The 18,481-nt window shown below is 65.3% G+C and carries 18 protein-coding genes; 9 read left to right on the top strand and 9 right to left on the bottom strand.

What is annotated here, in order from left to right:
- Positions 1 to 62: 62 nt before the first annotated feature.
- From ACGYK7_RS05195 to ACGYK7_RS05220, 6 genes are all read left to right on the top strand, one after another.
- Entirely contained in the window at positions 63 to 1,109 is a 1,047-nt protein-coding gene (locus tag ACGYK7_RS05195; RefSeq protein WP_040700660.1) for a rod shape-determining protein, read from the top strand.
- A 71-nt stretch (positions 1,110 to 1,180) separates the two neighbouring features.
- Positions 1,181 to 2,083, top strand: a complete 903-nt coding sequence (gene mreC / locus ACGYK7_RS05200) for a rod shape-determining protein MreC (RefSeq protein ID WP_394399666.1) — start codon at positions 1,181 to 1,183, stop codon at positions 2,081 to 2,083.
- A complete protein-coding gene (locus ACGYK7_RS05205; RefSeq protein WP_394399668.1) occupies positions 2,080 to 2,619 on the top strand; it encodes a rod shape-determining protein MreD in 540 nt (179 codons plus the stop codon). Before mreC ends, ACGYK7_RS05205 begins: the two co-directional genes overlap by 4 nt.
- A 15-nt stretch (positions 2,620 to 2,634) precedes the next feature.
- The gene (gene mrdA, locus ACGYK7_RS05210; RefSeq protein WP_394399671.1) at positions 2,635 to 4,584 is read left to right on the top strand and encodes a penicillin-binding protein 2; all 1,950 of its coding nucleotides are present in this window, start codon (positions 2,635 to 2,637) and stop codon (positions 4,582 to 4,584) included.
- A complete protein-coding gene (rodA, locus tag ACGYK7_RS05215; RefSeq protein WP_394399673.1) occupies positions 4,581 to 5,720 on the top strand; it encodes a rod shape-determining protein RodA in 1,140 nt (379 codons plus the stop codon). Before mrdA ends, rodA begins: the two co-directional genes overlap by 4 nt.
- Before the next feature lie 3 nt (positions 5,721 to 5,723).
- Positions 5,724 to 6,662 carry a 2-hydroxyacid dehydrogenase gene (locus ACGYK7_RS05220; RefSeq protein ID WP_394399675.1) on the top strand — a complete coding sequence of 313 codons (939 nt, stop codon included), beginning with the start codon at positions 5,724 to 5,726 and terminating at the stop codon, positions 6,660 to 6,662.
- Between the two features lie 15 nt (positions 6,663 to 6,677).
- On the opposite strand, the gene ACGYK7_RS05225 is transcribed toward ACGYK7_RS05220, so the two are convergent.
- The 5 genes from ACGYK7_RS05225 to ACGYK7_RS05245 form a co-directional block, all read right to left on the bottom strand.
- Entirely contained in the window at positions 6,678 to 8,690 is a 2,013-nt protein-coding gene (locus ACGYK7_RS05225) for a M3 family metallopeptidase (RefSeq protein ID WP_394399677.1), read from the bottom strand.
- A gap of 48 nt (positions 8,691 to 8,738) precedes the next feature.
- Complete coding sequence (locus ACGYK7_RS05230; protein ID WP_394399679.1) at positions 8,739 to 9,776, bottom strand: HesA/MoeB/ThiF family protein; 1,038 nt, start codon at positions 9,774 to 9,776, stop codon at positions 8,739 to 8,741.
- Positions 9,776 to 10,228, bottom strand: a complete 453-nt coding sequence (gene dut / locus ACGYK7_RS05235; RefSeq protein ID WP_394399681.1) for a dUTP diphosphatase — start codon at positions 10,226 to 10,228, stop codon at positions 9,776 to 9,778. Before dut ends, ACGYK7_RS05230 begins: the two co-directional genes overlap by 1 nt.
- Positions 10,229 to 10,237: 9 nt before the next feature.
- The gene (gene coaBC / locus ACGYK7_RS05240; RefSeq protein WP_394399683.1) at positions 10,238 to 11,431 is read right to left on the bottom strand and encodes a bifunctional phosphopantothenoylcysteine decarboxylase/phosphopantothenate--cysteine ligase CoaBC; all 1,194 of its coding nucleotides are present in this window, start codon (positions 11,429 to 11,431) and stop codon (positions 10,238 to 10,240) included.
- Between the two features lie 81 nt (positions 11,432 to 11,512).
- The gene (locus ACGYK7_RS05245) at positions 11,513 to 12,391 is read right to left on the bottom strand and encodes an RNA polymerase factor sigma-32 (RefSeq protein ID WP_394399685.1); all 879 of its coding nucleotides are present in this window, start codon (positions 12,389 to 12,391) and stop codon (positions 11,513 to 11,515) included.
- 98 nt (positions 12,392 to 12,489) lie between these two features.
- Between ACGYK7_RS05245 and cobU the strand changes: the two genes are divergently transcribed.
- From cobU to ACGYK7_RS05260, 3 genes are all read left to right on the top strand, one after another.
- Positions 12,490 to 13,011, top strand: a complete 522-nt coding sequence (gene cobU, locus ACGYK7_RS05250; protein WP_394399687.1) for a bifunctional adenosylcobinamide kinase/adenosylcobinamide-phosphate guanylyltransferase — start codon at positions 12,490 to 12,492, stop codon at positions 13,009 to 13,011.
- Positions 13,008 to 13,589: a histidine phosphatase family protein gene (locus ACGYK7_RS05255; RefSeq protein ID WP_394399689.1), complete on the top strand. Its 582-nt coding sequence runs from the start codon at positions 13,008 to 13,010 to the stop codon at positions 13,587 to 13,589. Before cobU ends, ACGYK7_RS05255 begins: the two co-directional genes overlap by 4 nt.
- A gap of 103 nt (positions 13,590 to 13,692) precedes the next feature.
- On the top strand, positions 13,693 to 15,210 hold the full coding sequence (locus ACGYK7_RS05260; protein ID WP_394399691.1) for a YifB family Mg chelatase-like AAA ATPase: 1,518 nt from the start codon (positions 13,693 to 13,695) through the stop codon (positions 15,208 to 15,210).
- Here the strand turns inward: ACGYK7_RS05260 and ACGYK7_RS05265 are convergent.
- The 4 genes from ACGYK7_RS05265 to rsmI all read right to left on the bottom strand — a co-directional run bounded on the left by ACGYK7_RS05265 (position 15,173) and on the right by rsmI (position 18,406).
- Entirely contained in the window at positions 15,173 to 16,090 is a 918-nt protein-coding gene (locus tag ACGYK7_RS05265; RefSeq protein WP_394399693.1) for an alpha/beta hydrolase, read from the bottom strand. The genes ACGYK7_RS05260 and ACGYK7_RS05265 overlap by 38 nt on opposite strands.
- Positions 16,087 to 17,022, bottom strand: a complete 936-nt coding sequence (gene gshB, locus ACGYK7_RS05270) for a glutathione synthase (RefSeq protein WP_394399695.1) — start codon at positions 17,020 to 17,022, stop codon at positions 16,087 to 16,089. The genes ACGYK7_RS05265 and gshB overlap by 4 nt, the downstream gene beginning before the upstream one ends.
- A gap of 105 nt (positions 17,023 to 17,127) precedes the next feature.
- The gene (locus ACGYK7_RS05275) at positions 17,128 to 17,472 is read right to left on the bottom strand and encodes a YraN family protein (protein ID WP_394399697.1); all 345 of its coding nucleotides are present in this window, start codon (positions 17,470 to 17,472) and stop codon (positions 17,128 to 17,130) included.
- Positions 17,473 to 17,548: 76 nt separating this feature from the next.
- Entirely contained in the window at positions 17,549 to 18,406 is an 858-nt protein-coding gene (rsmI, locus tag ACGYK7_RS05280; RefSeq protein ID WP_394399699.1) for a 16S rRNA (cytidine(1402)-2'-O)-methyltransferase, read from the bottom strand.
- Positions 18,407 to 18,481: the final 75 nt, after the last annotated feature.

Here is an 18,481-nt window from a genome sequence, read left to right on the forward strand (position 1 = left end):
AGCCCGCGCGTGGACCCATGCAAGCGGGCCTGTCCGAATTGTTGCAAGGCTCCGCTACTGTTATGTCCATCCTCGATCAATTCCGCGGCCTGTTCTCCTCTGATATGGCGATCGACCTCGGCACCGCGAACACGCTGGTTTACGTCAAGGGCAAGGGCATCGTGCTGAGCGAACCTTCGGTTGTGGCCTATCACGTCAAGGACGGCGTCAAGAAAGTGCTCGCCGTGGGTGAAGACGCCAAGCTCATGCTGGGCCGCACCCCGGGCAGCATCGAGGCGATCCGCCCGATGCGCGAAGGTGTCATCGCGGATTTCGACACCGCCGAGGAGATGATCAAACACTTCATCCGCAAGGTGCACAAACGCTCGACCTTCTCGAAGCCCAAGATCATCGTCTGCGTCCCCCATGGCGCGACCCCGGTGGAAAAACGCGCGATCCGCCAGTCGGTGTTGTCGGCAGGCGCGCGCCGCGCGGGCCTGATCGCCGAGCCGATCGCCGCCGCCATCGGCGCGGGCATGCCGATCACCGACCCCACAGGCAACATGGTCGTCGACATCGGCGGCGGCACCACCGAAGTCGCGGTGCTCTCGCTGGGCGACATCGTCTATGCCCGCTCGGTCCGCGTCGGCGGTGACCGGATGGATGAGGGCATCATCAGCTACCTGCGCCGCCAGCAGAACTTGTTGATCGGGGAGACGACGGCCGAACGGGTCAAGACCTCCATCGGCACGGCGCGGATGCCTGACGACGGGCGCGGCACTTCGATGCAGATCCGGGGCCGCGACCTGTTGAACGGTGTGCCGAAAGAGATCGAAGTCACGCAGGCCCAGATCGCCGAGGCGCTGGCCGAACCGGTGCAGCAGATCTGCGAAGCGGTGATGACCGCGCTGGAGACCACGCCGCCCGACCTTGCCGCCGACATCGTTGACCGCGGCGTGATGCTCACGGGCGGCGGTGCGCTTCTGGGTGATCTCGATCTGGCGCTGCGCGAACAGACGGGGCTTGCGATCTCGGTCGCGGACGAGCCGCTCAACTGCGTGGCCCTCGGCACCGGCAAGGCGCTGGAATACGAGAAGCAGCTGCGCCACGCGATCGACTACGACAGTTAACACTGGCAAGTTAGCCAGACCCGGCATGCGGCGACACCGCCCCGCCTGACCGGGTGGGAGTTTCGGCACAGATGGCCAAGGACCGTTCTAGTTCCAGCGATTTCACCGGCCCGCTGCGGCGGCTGCTGCTGGCTGTGCTGGTGCTGGCATTGACCGGCATCTTCTTGCTTTGGCGTATCGACAGCCCGCGGGTCGAGCGGTTTCGCGCGCAGGTGACCGACCGTTTCGTGCCCAACCTCGACTGGGCCATGGCCCCGGTCACCGGCACCATCAACCTGCTGCGCGACTTCCAAAGCTACCAGCGCCTGAGCGAACAGAACCGCGAGCTGCGCTCGGAACTGCGGCAGATGCAGGCGTGGAAAGAGGCGGCGCTTCAGCTTGAGCAAGAGAACGCCCGGCTGCTGGACCTCAACAACGTGCGGCTCGACCCGCGGCTGACCTTCATCACCGGCACGGTGCTGGCCGACAGCGGCTCGCCCTACCGCCAGTCGGTGCTTCTGAACGTCGGCGCGCGCGACGGGCTGGTCGAGGGCTGGGCCACGATGGACGGTATCGGCCTTGTCGGGCGCATCGCGGGGGTGGGCAAGAACACCGCGCGGGTGATCCTGCTGACAGATGCTTCCAGCCGCATTCCGGCGACGATCCAGCCCTCGGGCCAACGCGCCATCGTCGCGGGCGACAACAGCGCCGCGCCGCCTTTGGATTTTATCGAGAACCGTGAGTTGGTCCGCCCCGGCGACCGGGTGATCAGCTCGGGCGATGGCGGCGTGTTCCCGGCGGGCATCCTGATCGGTCAGGTGGCCGCCGATCCGGGCGGGCGGCTGCGCGTGCGGCTGGCGGCGGATTACGAGCGGTTGGAGTTCCTGCGCGTGTTGCGCCATCACGGCAATGAAACCGTGCCGGATACCGCCCATGTCATCACCTCTGACGGCCCCTTGGCCGATCCGGCAGCGCCGGTCGGGGTGCAGCCATGACCGATCTGTCGCGCAGCCGCCTTTGGGTCATGCGCCTGAGCTTTGTCGCGCTGACACTGGTGATCCTGTTCTTCCACCTCCTCCCGCTTGAGACGACCCCGCGGGCTTGGGCCGGGCCGGACCTGCTGCTGGGCTTTGCCTGTGCCTGGGGGCTCCGACGGCCTGAATACGTGCCTTCGCTTTTTCTGGCGCTGGTCTTTCTGCTGGCGGACCTGTTGCTGCAACGCCCGCCCGGACTTTGGGCGGTGCTGGCCCTGATCGGGGTCGAGAACCTCAAATCGCGGGGGCGGCACCTGCGGGATGCGAGCTTTGCCGCTGAATGGCTGACCGTGGCAGTAATCCTGACCATGGTGATCTTTGCCAACCGTATTTTGCTCAGCCTTGCGCTGGTGCCGACGCCTTCGCTGACGCTGAACCTCACGGAATTGGCACTGACGACCCTTGCTTATCCGCTGATCGTAGCGGTGACCCATGGTATCATGGGCGTGCGCAAGACCGCGCCGGGCGATCTGGATGCGCTTGGCAAACGGGTGTGATCGGGGAGCGATGAGATGAGACGGAGCCGCGCCGACAATGATGCGACCCACACGCGCCTGACGCGCCGCGCCGCCCTTTTGGGCGGGGCTCAGCTGCTGTTCATGGGCGGGCTGGCCGCGCGCATGCGCTATCTACAGGTCGATCAGGCCGACCAATTCCGCCTGCTGGCCGAAGAGAACCGCATCAACATCCGCCTGATCCCCCCCGCCCGGGGTGAGATTTTCGACCGCAACGGCGTGCAGCTTGCTGACAATGTGCCCTCCTACCGGATCGTCATGGTCCGCGAAGATGCGGGCGACGTGGAAGCGGTGATGGAGCGGCTCGCCCAAGTCATCGAGATCGACGAGGAGACCCGCGAACGCGCCATGACCGAGATGTCGCGCTCTGCCCCCTTCCTGCCCGTCACCATCGTCGATGACGTCAGTTGGGAAGTCGTGAGCAAGGTCAGCGTCAACGCCCCCGCCCTGCCCGGCGTCACGCCCGAAGTGGGCCTGACCCGCGTTTACCCGCGCGGCGCGGATTTCGCCCATGTGGTGGGCCGCGTGGGCCGGGTGAGCCAAGCCGACCTCGACGCGCTGGAGAACCCCGATCAGGTGCTGCGCATCCCGCGCTTTCAGATCGGCAAGATCAACGTCGAGGCCCGGGCCGAGAACCTGCTGCGCGGCGCGGCGGGCACCAAACATGTGGAGGTCAACGCCACGGGCCGCGTGATGCGCGAGTTGGAGCGGCGCGAGGGGCAAGCCGGGGCCGATCTGCAACTGACCGTGGACGCCAATCTGCAACGCTATGTGCAGGCCCGTCTGGGCGAGGAAAGCGCCGCCGTGGTCATCATCGACTGCGAGAATGGCGATCTGGCCGCCCTCGCCTCCTCCCCCAGCTACGACCCGAACCTATTTATCGGCGGCATTTCCTCGGCGGATTACAACCCGTTGCTGAACTCGAAATACCGCCCGCTGGTGAACAAACCCGTGCAGGGCACCTACCCGCCCGGCTCGACTTTCAAGATGATCGTGGCGCTCGCCGCCATCGAAGAGGGCATCGTCACCCCCGATGAGACGGTCTATTGCCCCGGCCATCTGGAAGTCGCGGGGCGGCGGTTCCACTGTTGGAAACGCGCGGGCCACGGTTGGGTCGATCTGCAACATTCGCTCAAGCAGTCCTGCGATGTCTATTACTACGATCTGGCGGTGAAGGTCGGGATTGAGAAAATCACCGCCATGGCGAACCGCTTTGGCCTTGGGATCAAACATGACTTGGCGCTGTCCTCGGTCGCGGGCGGGCTTGCGCCCACGAAACAGTGGAAACGCTCGGCCCGGGGTGAGGATTGGGTCGTGGGCGACACGGTCAACGCCTCTATCGGGCAGGGTTTCACCCTCTCCTCCCCGCTGCAATTGGCGGTGATGAGCGCGCGGATCGCCACGGGCCGCGCGGTGACGCCGCGGTTGATCAAATCCATTGACGGGGTGGAGCAACCCAGCGGCGCGGGCGAGCCGATGGGGCTGAACGAAAACAACCTGCGCCAATTGCGCAAGGCGATGTACGATGTGGTGAACGATCGCCGCGGCACCGGCTACCGCAGCCGCATCATCGACGACACGATGCGCATGGCGGGCAAGACCGGCACCAGTCAGGTGCGCAACATCACCGCCGCCGAACGCGCGCGCGGTGTGACCAGCAACGCCGACCTCCCGTGGGAGCGGCGCGACCACGCGCTTTTTGTCTGCTTTGCGCCCTATGACAAACCGAAATACGCAGCCTGCGTGCTGGTGGAACACGGCGGCGGCGGCTCGACCGCCGCAGCCCCGATTGCGCGCGACGTGATGTTGCAGGCCATGGCGGGCGGCGAGCCGCCGCTCGAAGCCTACCCCAAGTCCGACCGGGGCCGCATCGCCACCCAGCAAGAGGAACTGCGCAACACCACGCCCGAGACGACCGCCAAGCTGGAGGGGGAGGATCAGGCATGAGCTATCTTGAGCATACGGTCAAATCCGTCCCCACGGGGCTGCGCAAAATCCTCTTTATGAACTGGCCGCTGGCGATCCTGCTGACCAGTGTCGCGGGCGTCGGCTTTCTGATGCTCTATTCGGTCGCGGGCGGGTCATTCTCGCCCTGGGCCGAACCGCAGATGAAACGTTTCGCCATGGGCATGGCGATTATGTTCACCGTGGCGATGGTGCCGATCTGGCTTTGGCGCAACCTGTCGGGTGTGGCCTATGGGGCGACCTTGGTGCTGCTGGTCGCGGTCGAACTCTTCGGCTCTGTCGGCATGGGCGCGCAGCGTTGGATCGACATCGGCTTCATGCGGCTGCAACCGTCGGAACTGATGAAGATCACGCTGGTCCTGTTTCTGGCGGCCTATTACGACTGGCTGCCGGTCAAGAAGGTCTCGCGCCCCTTTTGGGTGCTGCTGCCCATTCTGATCATCGTGATCCCCACCGCACTGGTGCTGAAACAGCCCGACCTTGGCACCTCGATCCTGTTGCTGACCGCCGGGGGCGGGCTGATGTTCCTCGCAGGCGTGCATTGGGCCTATTTCGCCGCCGTCATCACCGCCGCCATCGGGCTGATCACCGCCGTTTTTCAGTCGCGCGGGACACCGTGGCAACTGCTGAAAGACTACCAATACCGCCGCATCGACACCTTTCTCGACCCCAGCCAAGACCCGCTTGGCGCGGGCTATCACATCACCCAATCCAAGATCGCACTCGGCTCGGGCGGCTGGTCGGGCCGGGGCTATATGCAGGGCACCCAATCGCGGCTGAACTTCCTGCCCGAGAAACACACCGACTTCATCTTCACCACATTGGCCGAAGAGTTCGGCTTCGTCGGCGGCGTCTCCCTTCTGGGGCTTTACGCGCTGATCATCCTGTTCTGCGTGGCCTCGGCGGTGAAGAACAAGGACCGGTTTTCAAGCCTGCTAACCCTTGGCATCGCGCTGAACTTCTTTCTCTTTTTCGCCGTTAACATGTCGATGGTCATGGGGCTGGCCCCCGTGGTTGGCGTGCCACTGCCGATGGTGAGCTATGGCGGCTCGGCCATGCTGGTGCTGCTGCTGGCTTTCGGCTTGGTGCAATCGGCGCATGTTCATAGACCGAGGTAATTCATGACGATCAACATTCTCTTCGCCGCCAAAGCCGAACGCTGGGACGGCTACGAACAGCCTTTGAACGCAGCGCTGCGCAAGACCCTGCCGGGGCAGGATTTCACGCTGGCCACCGATCTGCCGCCCGAAGAGGTCGACTATATCGTCTATGCCCCGAACAGCGAGTTGCAGGACTTCACCCCCTACACGCGCGCCAAGGCGGTGCTGAACCTCTGGGCCGGGGTCGAGGCGATCACCGGCAATGAGACCTTGAAAATACCGCTGGCGCGGATGGTGGACTTCGGCCTGACTCACGGCATGGTCGAATGGTGCACGGGCCATGTGCTGCGCCATCATCTGGGGATGGATACCGATATCCTGCGCACGGATGCCAAATGGGAGCCGCGCACCCCGCCGCTGGCGCGCGAGCGCAGTGTCGCGGTGCTGGGCATCGGGGCGCTCGGCCAAGCGGTGGCCGAGGCGCTGGTGGGTCTGGGCTTTGACGTGACCGGCTGGTCGCGCAGCGCGAAGCGGATCGAAGGCGTGCGCTGCCTGCACGGCGACGACGGCCTTGCGGAGGCGCTGACACGCGCCGAAATCGCCGTGCTTCTGATGCCCGACACGCCCGCCACACGAGACGTTCTGAACGAAAAGACGCTAGCGCAGATGCCCAAAGGCGCGTTCATCATCAATCCCGGTCGCGGGCCGCTGATTGACGACGACGCCTTGCTGGCGGCGCTCGACAGCGGGCAGATCGCCCATGCGACGCTGGATGTCTTCCGGGTGGAGCCGCTGCCCGAGGATCACCGCTATTGGGCGCATCCGAAGGTGACCGTGACCCCGCATATCGCGGCGGCCACGCGCAACGACACCGCCTCGGAAGTCATCGCCGAGAACATCCGCCGCAGCGAGGCCGGTGAGCCTCTGCTGCATCTGGTGGATCGCGACCGGGGGTATTGACCCCCGGCCCCTGACCTACGCCGCCAGCCCGCGCCCCTTGAGCAGCGCCTCGACCCCCGGCAGACGGCCCCGGAAGGCGGTGTAAAGCTCCGCCGGATCACGACTGCCGCCGGTCGAGAGGATATGTTCCTCCAGCGCCTCGGCACGCTCCGCGTCAAAGGCGCCGCCGGCTTCCTCGAAGGCGGCAAAGGCGTCGGCGTCCATCACCTCGGACCACATGTAGCTGTAATAGGCGCTGGAATAGCCGTCGCCCGAGAAGACATGGGCAAACTGCGGCGTGGCGTGGCGCATGCGGATCGCCTGCGGCATGCTGATTTCCGCCAATACCTCGGCCTGTTTCGCCATCGGATCGACGGGCGGTTCGCCGTCGTGGAACTCCAGATCGACAAGGGCGGAGGCAATATATTCCACCGTCTGAAAGCCCATGTCGAAGGTCGCGGCGGCCAGCACCTTCTCGAGCATCTCCCGCGGCATCGCCGCGCCCGTCCGCGCATGGGTCGCGAATTTCCGCAGCACCTCTGGCTGGTCCAGCCAGTGCTCAAAAAGCTGGCTGGGCAATTCCACGAAGTCGCGCGCCACCGAGGTGCCGCTGACGCTTTCATAGGTCACGTCCGAGAGCATCTGGTGCAGCGCATGGCCGAACTCGTGGAACAGCGTGCGCGCATCGTCATAGGACAGCAGCGCCGGGTCGCCCTTGGCGAAGTTGCAGACGTTGATCACCACGGGCGCCTGCGCACGGGGGAACTTCGCCTGGCTCCGCATTGCCGAGCACCATGCGCCCGAACGTTTCGAGCCGCGTGCGAAGTAATCGCCAATGAAAACCGCCACGTGTTTGCCGCCCCGCGTCACTTCCCACGCCCGGCAATCGGGATGGTAGAGTGGCACGTCGAGCGGCGCGAACTCCAGCCCAAACAACCGGTTGGCGCAGTCGAAGGCCGCGTCGATCATCCGGTCGAGCTGGAAATAGGGCTTCAGCGCCGCCCCATCGAGGTCATGCTCGGCGGCGCGCCGCTTCTCGGCGTAGTAGCGCCAGTCCCAAGGCTCCAGCGTCCCATTCACGCCGTCCTCGCGAATCAGCGCGGTCAGCACCTCGGCATCGGCATCGGCCTGCGCCTTGGCCGGCTTCCACACCGACATCAGCAGATCGCGCACCGCCGCGGGCGTCTTGGCCATTTCGGTTTCCAGCTTGTAGGCGGCGAAGTTGTCGTAGCCCAAAAGCTCGGCACGCTCTTGGCGCAGGGCCAACGTCTCGGCCGCGATTTCTCGGTTGTCGGTCTCGCCACCGTTGGCCCCGCGGGCTTCCCACGCCCGGAAAGCCTTCTCGCGCAGGTCGCGGCGGTCGGAGAATTGCAGGAAGGGCACGATGAGCGAGCGCGAGAGCGTGATCACCGGGCCGTCGGCGCCCTTCTCCTCCCCCGCCGCGCGGGCAGATTCCACGACGAAATCCGGCAGGCCGGTCAGGTCGTCTTCGGAAAGTTCCATGAACCACGCGCGCTCGTCGGCCAGCAGGTTCTGGGTGAACTGCGTGCCCAGAACCGCCAGCCGCGCCTTGATCGCCTTCATGCGCTCGGCGGCCTCGCCGGTCAGCGCGGCCCCGGAGCGGACGAATCCACGATGCGTCAGCATCAGCACGCGGGCCTGTTCCTCGGTCAACTCGAGCGTGTCGCGCGCCTCCCAGACGGCGGCGATGCGCGAAAACAGCGCTTCGTTGCCCGAGATCGCCGACTGGTGCGCGGCGAGCTTGGGCGAGAAGTCGCGCTGCAACGCCTCCCGCGCCGGGTTGCTGTCCGCGCCCGCGACGGTGAAGAACACGCTCAGCACCTTGTCGAGCGCCGCGCCGGAGGCTTCCAGCGCCTCAATGGTATTGGCGAAGCTCGGGGCCTCGGGGTTGTCGGCAATGGCGTCGATCTCGCCCCGGTGGGCCGCGAGCGCCTCTTCCAGTGCCGGGGCGAAATCATCGTCGGAAATGCGGTCAAAGGGGGCGATGCCGAAGGGGGTTTCCCATTCGGTCAGAAGCGGGTTTGTCATGCAGGTCTCCTTTGCGCCCAAGATGGGGCGCGCCGAGGGGACATGCAATCACCCGCCGCAGGTTTCGCAGCCCTGCCGTCGTTTCAGCCCGATCTTGCGGGTCTCGCCGTAAAGCCCGTCGTAGATCATCATCTCGCCGCGCAGCACGCTGCCCGCGCCGGTAATGAGCTTCACCGCCTCCAGCGCCATCATCGTGCCGATCACGCCGGGCAGCGGGCCGATGACCCCGGCCTCGGCGCAGGAGGGCGCGAGGCCCGCCGCCGGTGCCTCGGGGAATATGCAGCGATAGCAGGGCGCGCCATGGGCGGGGTCGAAGACGCTGAGCTGCCCCTCCCATTGGCTGAGCGCCCCCGAGATGAGCGGCGTGGCCGTCGCGACGCATGCCGCGTTCACGCGGTAGCGGGTGTCGAAATTGTCGGTCCCGTCAAGCACGAGGTCATAGTCGGCCACGAGGTCTTCGGCGATCTCATCGGTCAGACGACGGTGGTAGGGGCGGACCGTGATATGGGGGTTCTGGGCCAGCATCTCGGCTTCGGCCGAGAAGACCTTGGGCATGCCCATGGAAGCATCCTTGTGGATCACCTGCCGTTGCAGATTGGCGTTTTCGACTGCGTCATCGTCGATCACCCCAATGGTGCCGACCCCCGCCGCAGCGAGGTACTGTAGCGCGGGCGCGCCGAGACCGCCCGCGCCGATCACCAGCACCTTCCCGTTCTTCAGCGCCTTCTGGCCAGCGCCGCCGACCTCGCGCAGCACGATGTGCCGGGCATAGCGGTTCAGCTCACTTTCAGAAAAACGGCCCGAAGCGGGGGCTTCAGTCGGCGCGCCGGGCGTGGCGCGCGCGCGCAGGGTCGCCAGCCCCTGCCGGTAGAGCAGCACCAGCACCACAAAACCGCCCAAGAGCAGCCACGGCGCGGCGCTGCCGCCGGTGGCGAGCCGCAACGGATGGGTGGCCGGAAACAGCAGATGCAGCGCGACCAGCGCCAGATACATCAGCCCGATCAGCCCCGCGCGCAGCCCGCGCGGCAACCCAAGAAGGCCGCCGCCGAACCAAAGCGCCGCCGCGATAATCAAAACAGCCAGCATCAACGCGCCCCCGTCGAGCCGAACCCGCCCGCGCCGCGCGGGGTCTCATCAAGGCATTCGACCAGATCAAAGCCCGCCTGCACCACCGGGGCCACGACCATCTGTGCGATGCGCATGCCATGTTCGACGGTGAAAGCCTCCGCCCCCATATTGCCCATGATCACCCCCACAACGCCGCGATAGTCGCTGTCGATGGTGCCGGGGCTGTTGATCAAGGTGATTCCATGCTTCAGCGCCAGACCCGAGCGGGGGCGGATCTGCACCTCGAACCCCTGCGGGACCGCCATCTGCAACCCGGTGGAGATCAGCGCCCGCGCGCCGGGGGCCAGTGTAACAGCGCCGCCGAGCAGATTGGCCCGCAGGTCCGCCCCCGCCGCCCCGGCGCTTTCATAGGCGGGCAGCGGCAGGCTGCGGTCCGCGCCCTCGGCCCAGCAGAGTTTGATCTTGGTCATTGCGCCCCCTCAGGCAAGTGCTGCGGCGATACGTTCGGCCAGACGGGCGGCCACGGCATCCTTGCCCATGCGCGGCCAATCCTCGGCCCCGGCATCGGTGATCAGCGTCACGGCATTTTCGCACCCGCCCATGATGCCGGTGGCAGGCGATACGTCATTGGCGACGATCCAGTCACAGCCCTTGCGCGCGCGTTTCGCCTTGGCATGGGCCAGCACGTCGTCAGTCTCGGCAGCGAAGCCCACAACGAGCGGCGGGCGGCCTTCACCACGCTGGCTGATGGTTTTCAAAATGTCGGGATTCTCTGCGAAAGACAGGCTCGGCAGCCCACCCTTGGATTTCTTCAGCTTACGGTCCCCTGCCCCCTGCACATGCCAATCGGCCACTGCGGCCGCAAAGACGGCGGCATCGGCGGGCAATGCGGCCTCTACCGCTTGCATCATCTCTTGCGCGGTCTGCACGGGCACCACTTCGACGCCCTCGGGCGGGGCGACCTCCGCCGGGCCGGTGACAAAGACCACTTCGGCGCCCAGAGCCGTGAGCGCCCGCGCGATGGCTGTGCCCTGCGCCCCGGAAGAGCGGTTGGCGATATAGCGCACCGGGTCGATCGGCTCATGGGTGGGGCCGGAGGTGACGAGGATCCGCTTGCCCGCCAGCGGCCCCTGCCCCAGCCGCGCCTCTATCGCCGCGACAATCTCAAGCGGTTCGGCCATCCGCCCCGGCCCGTATTCGCCGCAGGCCATGTCACCGTCATTCGGCCCGACCATGGCGATGCCATCGCCGCGCAGGGTGGCGATGTTGCGCTGCGTCGCGGGGTGCTGCCACATCCGTACGTTCATCGCAGGCGCCAGCAGCACCGGCGTATCGGTGGCCAAAAGCAAGGTCGACGCCAGATCATTCGCCGCCCCCTGCGCCATCTTGGCCATCAGGTCTGCCGTGGCGGGGGCGACCACCAATAGGTCCGCCGCGCGGCTGAGCTGGATATGTCCCATCTCGGCCTCATCTCCGAGGTCGAAAAGTTCGCGAAAGACCTTCACCCCGGTCAGGGCCGAGACGGAAAGCGGGGTGACGAACTCTTCGCCCGCACGGGTCAGAACCGGCGTTACCTTGGCCCCACGCTCGCGCAGACGCCGGATCAGATCGAGGGATTTATAGGCGGCAATGCCGCCGCCGATCATCAGCAGAATATGTTTGCCCGACAGCATAAAGACCCCCCGTTTGCGTTGGGGAGACCTTAATCCGGGGCGGCGCAATCTGCCAGCCCCGGCGGGCATCGCGATGCGGCGTCAGGCCAGAAAGGCAAAGACCTCACGCGATTGCATCTCAAGCGATTTGCGCATCTTGCCAAAGGCCGCGGCCTCAAGCTGGCGCACCCGCTCTTTGCTGAGGCTGAGCTCGTCGCCAAGGCTTTCCAAGGTACGCGCCGGATCCCGCAGTTTGCGTTCGCGCACGATGAATTGCTCGCGCTCAGACAGGCCCTGCATCGCCGTCAGCAACCAGTTGCGCAACTGTGCCGTGTCATGCGCTTCCTCGACACGTTCGGCGGCCTGCGTACTTTCATCCGCCAGCGCTTCGATCCACTCGCGGCCCTCATCCTCAGCGCTTTGGGTGGCGTTCAGCGAGTAATCCGACCCCGACAGGCGGCCTTCCATCATCTCGACATCATGCAGCGGCACGCCGATCTCGGTCGAAATCATCTGGCGCAGCTGGTGCTTGTCCAGCGTCTCGCCCATAGCGGTGGCCTCGCGCTCCAAACGGGCTTGCACGCGGCGCATGTTGAAAAACAGCGATTTCTGAGAGGAGGTCGACCCCGTCCGCACCATCGACCAGTTGCGCATCACATGATCCTGAATGCTCGCCTTGATCCACCAGACCGCATAGGTCGAGAAGCGCACGCCGCGGTCGGGGTCGAATTTGTCGGCGGCTTTCATCAGGCCGAGACCGGCCTCTTGGATCAGATCGTTCATCGGCGCGCCGTAGCGCTTGAACTTGCCGGCCATCGAGATCGCCAGACGCATGTAGGCGGTGATCAGACGGTGCAGCGCAGCCTCGTCGCGGTGATCGCGCCACGCATAGGCCAACTCCAACTCCGTCTCGGCATCGAGCAATTCGGCCTTCATTGCGGTGCGGGTGAGTGAAAATTCGCGAGCGGTCTGCAATGACATTTGGTATCCCCCTTGAGAAATGCGTGGCGCACCTTGTGATGGGCCGTTGGTGGAGATACGCAGAGACATGCCATTTGGTTCAAATATTTGGTGAGAAGATGTTGCCTAGAACTACCTTTGCCCTAGGCGGGGCGGCCTCGGGCAAATCGGAATGGGCAGAGGCCCTCGTGAATTCCAGCGGCATGTCAAAGACTTACCTCGCCACCGGGCGCATCTGGGATGACGAAGTTCAAGAACGCGTGAACAAACATCAAGCAAGGCGCGATGCGGGGTGGCGCACCGTGGAATCTCCGCTCGATCTGACCGAACCGCTGGCGAAACTGCCCGCCGGCGAAATCGTGCTGATCGACTGCGCGACCATGTGGCTCAGCAATCACCTGATGGAGGGGAGCGATCTGGAAGCCGCGCAGGCGCAGCTATTGCAGGCTCTGCGGGGCTGTGCGGCACATTGGGTCGTGGTCTCGAACGAGGTCGGCCAAGGGATCGTGCCCGACAACGCCATGGCGCGCCAGTTCCGCGAGGCGCAGGGGCGGCTCAACATCGCCTTGGCCGCGGAGGCCGAGACGGTGGTGCAGGTCGTCGTCGGGCTGCCGCAACTGCTGAAAGGGGAAATGCCGTGACCACTTGGCACTGGGTGCGCCACGGCCCGACCCATGAGAAGAACTTCGTTGGCTGGCGCGATGTCCCGGCGGATCTTTCCGATGCGCCCCGACTGGCACGGTTGAACCTGCACCTGCCGGATGAGGCGCTGTTGGTCTCTTCGGACCTGATCCGCGCCGTGCATACGGCGGATGCGCTGGCCCTGCCTTCGCGCCGCCGCCTACCCCACGAGCTTGGGCTGCGCGAGCTGCATTTCGGCGCTTGGGACGGGCTGCATTTTTCGGAAGTCGCCGCGCGCGACCCAGACCTCAGCCGCGCCTATTGGGAAACCCCCGGCGATGTCATGGCCCCCGAGGGCGAAAGTTGGAACCAGACCAAGGCGCGCGTCGACCGGGTGGTGGCGCGGATCAACGCCGCCCACCCCACTGCCCATGTGATCGCCGTGGCCCATTTCGGCGTGATCCTCACGCAGGTGCAGCAGGCCCAAGGCGGCGGGGCGCTGGAGGCGATGGCCCATAAGATCGACAACCTCTCGGTGACGCATCTGTCCCACGCCAACGGCCAATGGCGGGTCGAAGGGATCAACCACACCCCCTGACCCCACAGTGCCCTGACCCATAGTGCCCTGCCCCACAGTGCCGTTAACCATTCCTAAACCCGTCTTGCCTACCGATTAACCATAGCAAGACGGAGCAGGGGTGATGGTATCGCGGGCCTATACGGTCGCATTTCAAGGGGTCGAGGCGCGCATCGTCGAGGTGCAATGCGCCGTCACCGCCGGGCTGCCGGGCTTTTCCATCGTCGGACTGGCGGACAAGGCCGTATCGGAAGCCCGCGATCGGGTGCGCGCGGCGCTCAGCGCCTTGGCCATCGCGCTGCCCTCCAAACGGATCACTGTCAATCTCTCCCCCGCCGACCTGCCCAAGGAAGGCAGCCATTTCGACCTGCCCATCGCGCTGGCGCTGCTCTCGGCCCTCGATATCCTGCCGGATGACATCACCCAGCATGTGGTGGCCTTGGGGGAGCTTTCGCTTGACGGGACGCTGATGCCCGTGGTCGGCGCCCTGCCCGCCGCCATGGCCGCCGCCGCCGAGGACCGCAGCCTGCTTTGCCCCGCAGGGTCGGGGGCGGAGGCCGCATGGGTGGGCAAGACACAGGTCATCGCCGCCGCCAATCTGGGCGACGTGGTGCGCCACTACACCGGGCAGGTGCCGATCGCCCCTGCCGAGCCGGGCGAAGTGCCCCTCGCGTCGGCGGGCCGCGACCTGCGCGAGGTCAAGGGCCAGGAACGCGCCAAACGGGCGTTGGAGATCGCCGCCGCCGGGCGGCACCACCTGATGCTGGTCGGCACGCCGGGGTCGGGGAAATCCATGCTGGCCGCGCGGCTGCCCGGCATCCTTCCCCCGCTGACGGCAGGTGAAGCGCTTGAGACCTCAATGATCCACTCCCTTGCCGGGCTGCTGGATGAGGGCGGCATTTCCCGCAGCCGCCCTTTCCGCGAGCCGCATCACACGGCCTCAATGGCTGCGATCATCGGCGGCGGTCGGCAGGCGCGTCCGGGGGAGGCATCTCTCGCCCATAACGGCGTGCTGTTCATGGATGAGTTCCCCGAGTTCAACCGCACCGTCCTCGAAACCCTGCGCCAACCGATCGAGACCGGCGAGGTCATGATCGCGCGCGCCAATGCCCATGTGAAATACCCCTGCCGCTTCATGCTCGTCGCGGCGGCAAACCCCTGCAAATGCGGCTACCTGCCCGACCCGGCCCGCGCCTGCGCCCGTGTTCCGGCCTGCGGCGAAGACTATCTCGGGCGCATCTCCGGCCCCTTGATGGACCGGTTCGACCTGCGCGTCGACGTGCCGCCCGTGAGCTACAGCGATCTTGACCTGCCCGCTACTGGCGAGCCCTCGGCCGAGGTCGCGGCAAGGGTCGCCGCCGCGCGGGCGCTTCAATCCACGCGCTACGCGCCGCATGACGGGATTTCGGCCAATGCCGATGCGGCGGGCGACCTACTTGAAACCGTCGTCACCCCGGATGCCGAAGCACGGGCGCTGCTTCTGCGCGCGGCGGAACGGTTTTCCCTGTCGGCGCGCGGGTATCACCGGGTCATGCGTGTCGCGCGCACCATCGCCGATCTTGCAGGAGAACCCGAGGTCCGCCGCCCCCATATGGCCGAGGCGATCAGCTTTCGCCTGCCCGATCCGGCGGCAGGGCATTGATCCAATCGGCGAGGGCCGCAAGGCTCTGCCGCGCCTCGGGCAGGTGGTTCTGAAACAGCGGCCAGACATGCGGCAGATCATGGACCTCCTGCAAACTGGCCGACACGCCCGCTTCGCGTAGGCGGGCCGCCAAGCGGCGGCTGTCATCACGCAGGATTTCGCTGTCACTTACGGTGAGCCAGACGGGCGGTGCGCCTTTGAAATTGGCGAGAATCGGACTCGCTCGGGGGCTCTCCGCATCCTGCCCTCGAAGATAGAGCCGCGCCATTTCCCTAGCGCGGGCGGCGGGCAACAACACGTCGCGTTTGGCATTCTGCGTGAAACTTGGGCCCGAAAACGTCAGGTCCAACAAGGGGGACAGCCCAAAGGCGCCAGCAGGCAGCGCCGCCCCCTCGCGGCAGAGCTGCGCCAGAAGATCGAAAACCAGCGCGCCGCCCGCGCTGTCGCCACCAATCACGATGTCCCCCGCCGCGATGCCCATCCGACCAAGCGCATCCCAAGCCGCGCGGATATCTTGCGCAGGTTTGGGAAAGGCCGCCTCTGGCACCCGCGCATAGCGCGGCAGCACCGCCCGCGCACCGGTCAGCAGGGATAGGCGCGCGACCATCGCTTGGTGCGTCTCCGGACTGCCAAACACGAACCCGCCGCCATGGACGTAAAGGATCACACGCCCCGAAGAGGCCTGCGGCGGGGTCAGCCAAAGCGCCGATTCCGCCCCCGGCAGCCCCCGCCATTCGGCATGCACCGCGCGCGGTCCTTTGAAAAAGAGCCGCGCCTGCATCTCCATCGTGGCCCGCAGGAATTGCGGATTTCCATGCGCCAGCAAAGGTTTCTCTGTCAGACGCAGGTAACGGTTCAGAAGATGCTGGCGCAGGCTCACCCGCGCTTGGCCTCGATCGCCTCCCAGATTTTTCCGGCAATATTTTCGCCATCGAACCGTTCCAACTCTTGAATGCCGGTGGGAGAGGTCACGTTGATCTCGGTCAGATAGTCGCCGATCACATCGATCCCGACAAAGATTTGGCCCTTTTCCTTGAGCAATGGACCGATGGCCGCGCAGATCTCCAGATCGCGCTCCGTCAGCCCGACCTTCTCAGGCCGCCCGCCGACATGCATGTTCGACCGCGTCTCGCCCTCCGCCGGAACGCGGTTGATCGCGCCCACCGGCTCCCCATCCACGAGGATGACGCGCTTGTCGCCCTTCGATACCGCGGGCAGGAATTTCTGAACGATCAGAGGCTCACGCGAGAAGCCGGTGAAGAGTTCATGCAGCGAGGTGAGGTTGCGGTCATTGGCGTCCAGCCGGAACACACCGGCACCGCCATTGCCGTAAAGCGGTTTCAGGATCACATCGCCATGCTTCGCCTTGAAGGCCTTGATGGTCGAAAGGTCGCGCGCAATCGTGGTGGGCGGTGTCAGATCGGGGAAATCGAGGACCAGAAGCTTTTCGGGGTAATTGCGGACCCAAAAGGGATCGTTGACCACCAAGGTGGTCTCTTTCAGCCGATCCAGTAGATGGGTCGAGGTAATGTAATGCATGTCGAAAGGCGGATCCTGACGCAGCCAGACCACGTCGAAATCCGCCAAATCGACCTCGCGCTCTTCTCCGAACCGCGCGTGATCGCCCTGCAGGCGCTGCACGGTAAAGTCATAGCCCCGCGCGGTGATCCGCCCCTCTTGATACGCCAGATGATCGGGCGTGTAAAAGAACAGCTCATGCCCCCGCGCCTGCGCCTCTTCGGCCAGCCGAAAGCTGCTGTCGGCATTGATGTTCACGTCCCCGATCGGGTCCATTTGAAAGGCGATTTTCATCGGCGTCCCCCGCTGCTTACCTTTGTCGTGATCCGACCCGGACCGACGGTGCAGGCATTTGGGATCGCTTCTTAGATGGCGCAGCAGGGGCCTATGCGCAATGGGTCAGCCGTGGCCAAAGGCGTTTTCGATGATTTCGGTGGCCCCCTGCCCATCGACAAGCGCCACGTCAAAGCGCACCTCGGTCAGACTTCCTGCAGGTTCGCCGGCAAGAAATTCCTCGGCGGAGCGGTAGATGCGCTGCATCTGTCGGGCAGAAAGGCTTTCGGCGGCCCGTGCGAAACTACGGCTTTGCTTCACCTCGACAAAGATCAAGGCAGCCCCGTTGCGCAGGATCAAATCAATTTCACCAGTGCGGCCCCGCCAACGGCGGCGGGCGATGGCAAAACCGCGCCTTTCATAGTCCTGCGCGATCCGGTTCTCGGCGGCGATCCCGGCATGATAGGCCATGCGCCCCCGTTGACGTTTGGCCGCAGTTCGTATCCCTGTCTCACCCTGCGCCATTTTCATCGCTCCGATCCCTGTTCTACCCTTTGCCGAGCGCCAATGCCGCTTGATACACCTGTCGCCGCGGCAGGCCATGGGCCTGTGCCACCAAATCGACAGCGTCACGCATCGACATTTCGGTTAGCGCCCGTTGCAAATCTGTTTCTAGGTCAAGGTGATTAACAAAGTCTGAACGGCTGCGATCAATCAGCACGACCACCTCGCCTTTCGGCGCCTTCGCTTGATAAAGCTCGGCGAGGTTTTCGAGGGTATCGCGCTGAATTTCTTCGAATTTCTTGGTCAATTCCCGGCACATTGCCGCTTTGCGCCCCGCGCCCAGTGCGGTGGCCGCATCGCGCAGCATGGCGCCGAGCCGTTTGGGCGATTCGTAGAACACCAGTGTCCCCGGCACGTCGCGCAGCTTTTCCAGCGCTGCGATCCGGGCCGATTTGCTATTGGGCAGGAAGCCCGCAAAGAAAAATGCATCCGTTGGCAGGGCGCCCAAGGCCAGCGCGGTCAGCACGGCCGATGGCCCCGGCGCGCAGGTTTGCATCACCCCCGCTTCGGCCGCGGCGCGGCTGAGTTCAAACCCCGGATCGGCGATCAGCGGCATGCCCGCCTCCGACGCATAGGCGACAGATTTGCCCTCGCGGATGGCCGCGATCAGCCGCTCTTGCACCGATGTGCCGCTGTGATCGTGCAGCGCCAACACCTTGCGTCCATCGAGCGGCACCCCGTGAATCTCCATCAGCCGCCGCAGGCTGCGCGTATCCTCTGCCGCCAGCAGATCCGCCGAGGCCAGCGTGTCGAGCGCGCGCAGCGTGATATCGCGCGCGGTGCCGATGGGGACGCCCACGAAATAAAGTCCCGGGGCTAGCTCTGTCTTGTCGAATTTCAACGCTGGACCCGCCTTTCGCAGTCACTATGATCGCGGCCATGTTCCGGCGACCACCGTCGTCTTGCCACCACCGGG

This window comes from Sulfitobacter sp. 1A15299 (assembly GCF_043556915.1).
Taxonomy (GTDB): Bacteria; Pseudomonadota; Alphaproteobacteria; order Rhodobacterales; family Rhodobacteraceae; genus Sulfitobacter.

Coding starts and splice junctions, on each gene's coding strand:
- ACGYK7_RS05195 (WP_040700660.1), top strand. CDS start 63: ATGTCCATCCTCGATCAATTCCGCGGCCTGTTCTCCTCTGATATGGCG.
- mreC (WP_394399666.1), top strand. CDS start 1,181: ATGGCCAAGGACCGTTCTAGTTCCAGCGATTTCACCGGCCCGCTGCGG.
- ACGYK7_RS05205 (WP_394399668.1), top strand. CDS start 2,080: ATGACCGATCTGTCGCGCAGCCGCCTTTGGGTCATGCGCCTGAGCTTT.
- mrdA (WP_394399671.1), top strand. CDS start 2,635: ATGAGACGGAGCCGCGCCGACAATGATGCGACCCACACGCGCCTGACG.
- rodA (WP_394399673.1), top strand. CDS start 4,581: ATGAGCTATCTTGAGCATACGGTCAAATCCGTCCCCACGGGGCTGCGC.
- ACGYK7_RS05220 (WP_394399675.1), top strand. CDS start 5,724: ATGACGATCAACATTCTCTTCGCCGCCAAAGCCGAACGCTGGGACGGC.
- ACGYK7_RS05225 (WP_394399677.1), bottom strand. CDS start 8,690: ATGACAAACCCGCTTCTGACCGAATGGGAAACCCCCTTCGGCATCGCC.
- ACGYK7_RS05230 (WP_394399679.1), bottom strand. CDS start 9,776: ATGCTGGCTGTTTTGATTATCGCGGCGGCGCTTTGGTTCGGCGGCGGC.
- dut (WP_394399681.1), bottom strand. CDS start 10,228: ATGACCAAGATCAAACTCTGCTGGGCCGAGGGCGCGGACCGCAGCCTG.
- coaBC (WP_394399683.1), bottom strand. CDS start 11,431: ATGCTGTCGGGCAAACATATTCTGCTGATGATCGGCGGCGGCATTGCC.
- ACGYK7_RS05245 (WP_394399685.1), bottom strand. CDS start 12,391: ATGTCATTGCAGACCGCTCGCGAATTTTCACTCACCCGCACCGCAATG.
- cobU (WP_394399687.1), top strand. CDS start 12,490: ATGTTGCCTAGAACTACCTTTGCCCTAGGCGGGGCGGCCTCGGGCAAA.
- ACGYK7_RS05260 (WP_394399691.1), top strand. CDS start 13,693: ATGGTATCGCGGGCCTATACGGTCGCATTTCAAGGGGTCGAGGCGCGC.
- gshB (WP_394399695.1), bottom strand. CDS start 17,022: ATGAAAATCGCCTTTCAAATGGACCCGATCGGGGACGTGAACATCAAT.
- ACGYK7_RS05275 (WP_394399697.1), bottom strand. CDS start 17,472: ATGGCCTATCATGCCGGGATCGCCGCCGAGAACCGGATCGCGCAGGAC.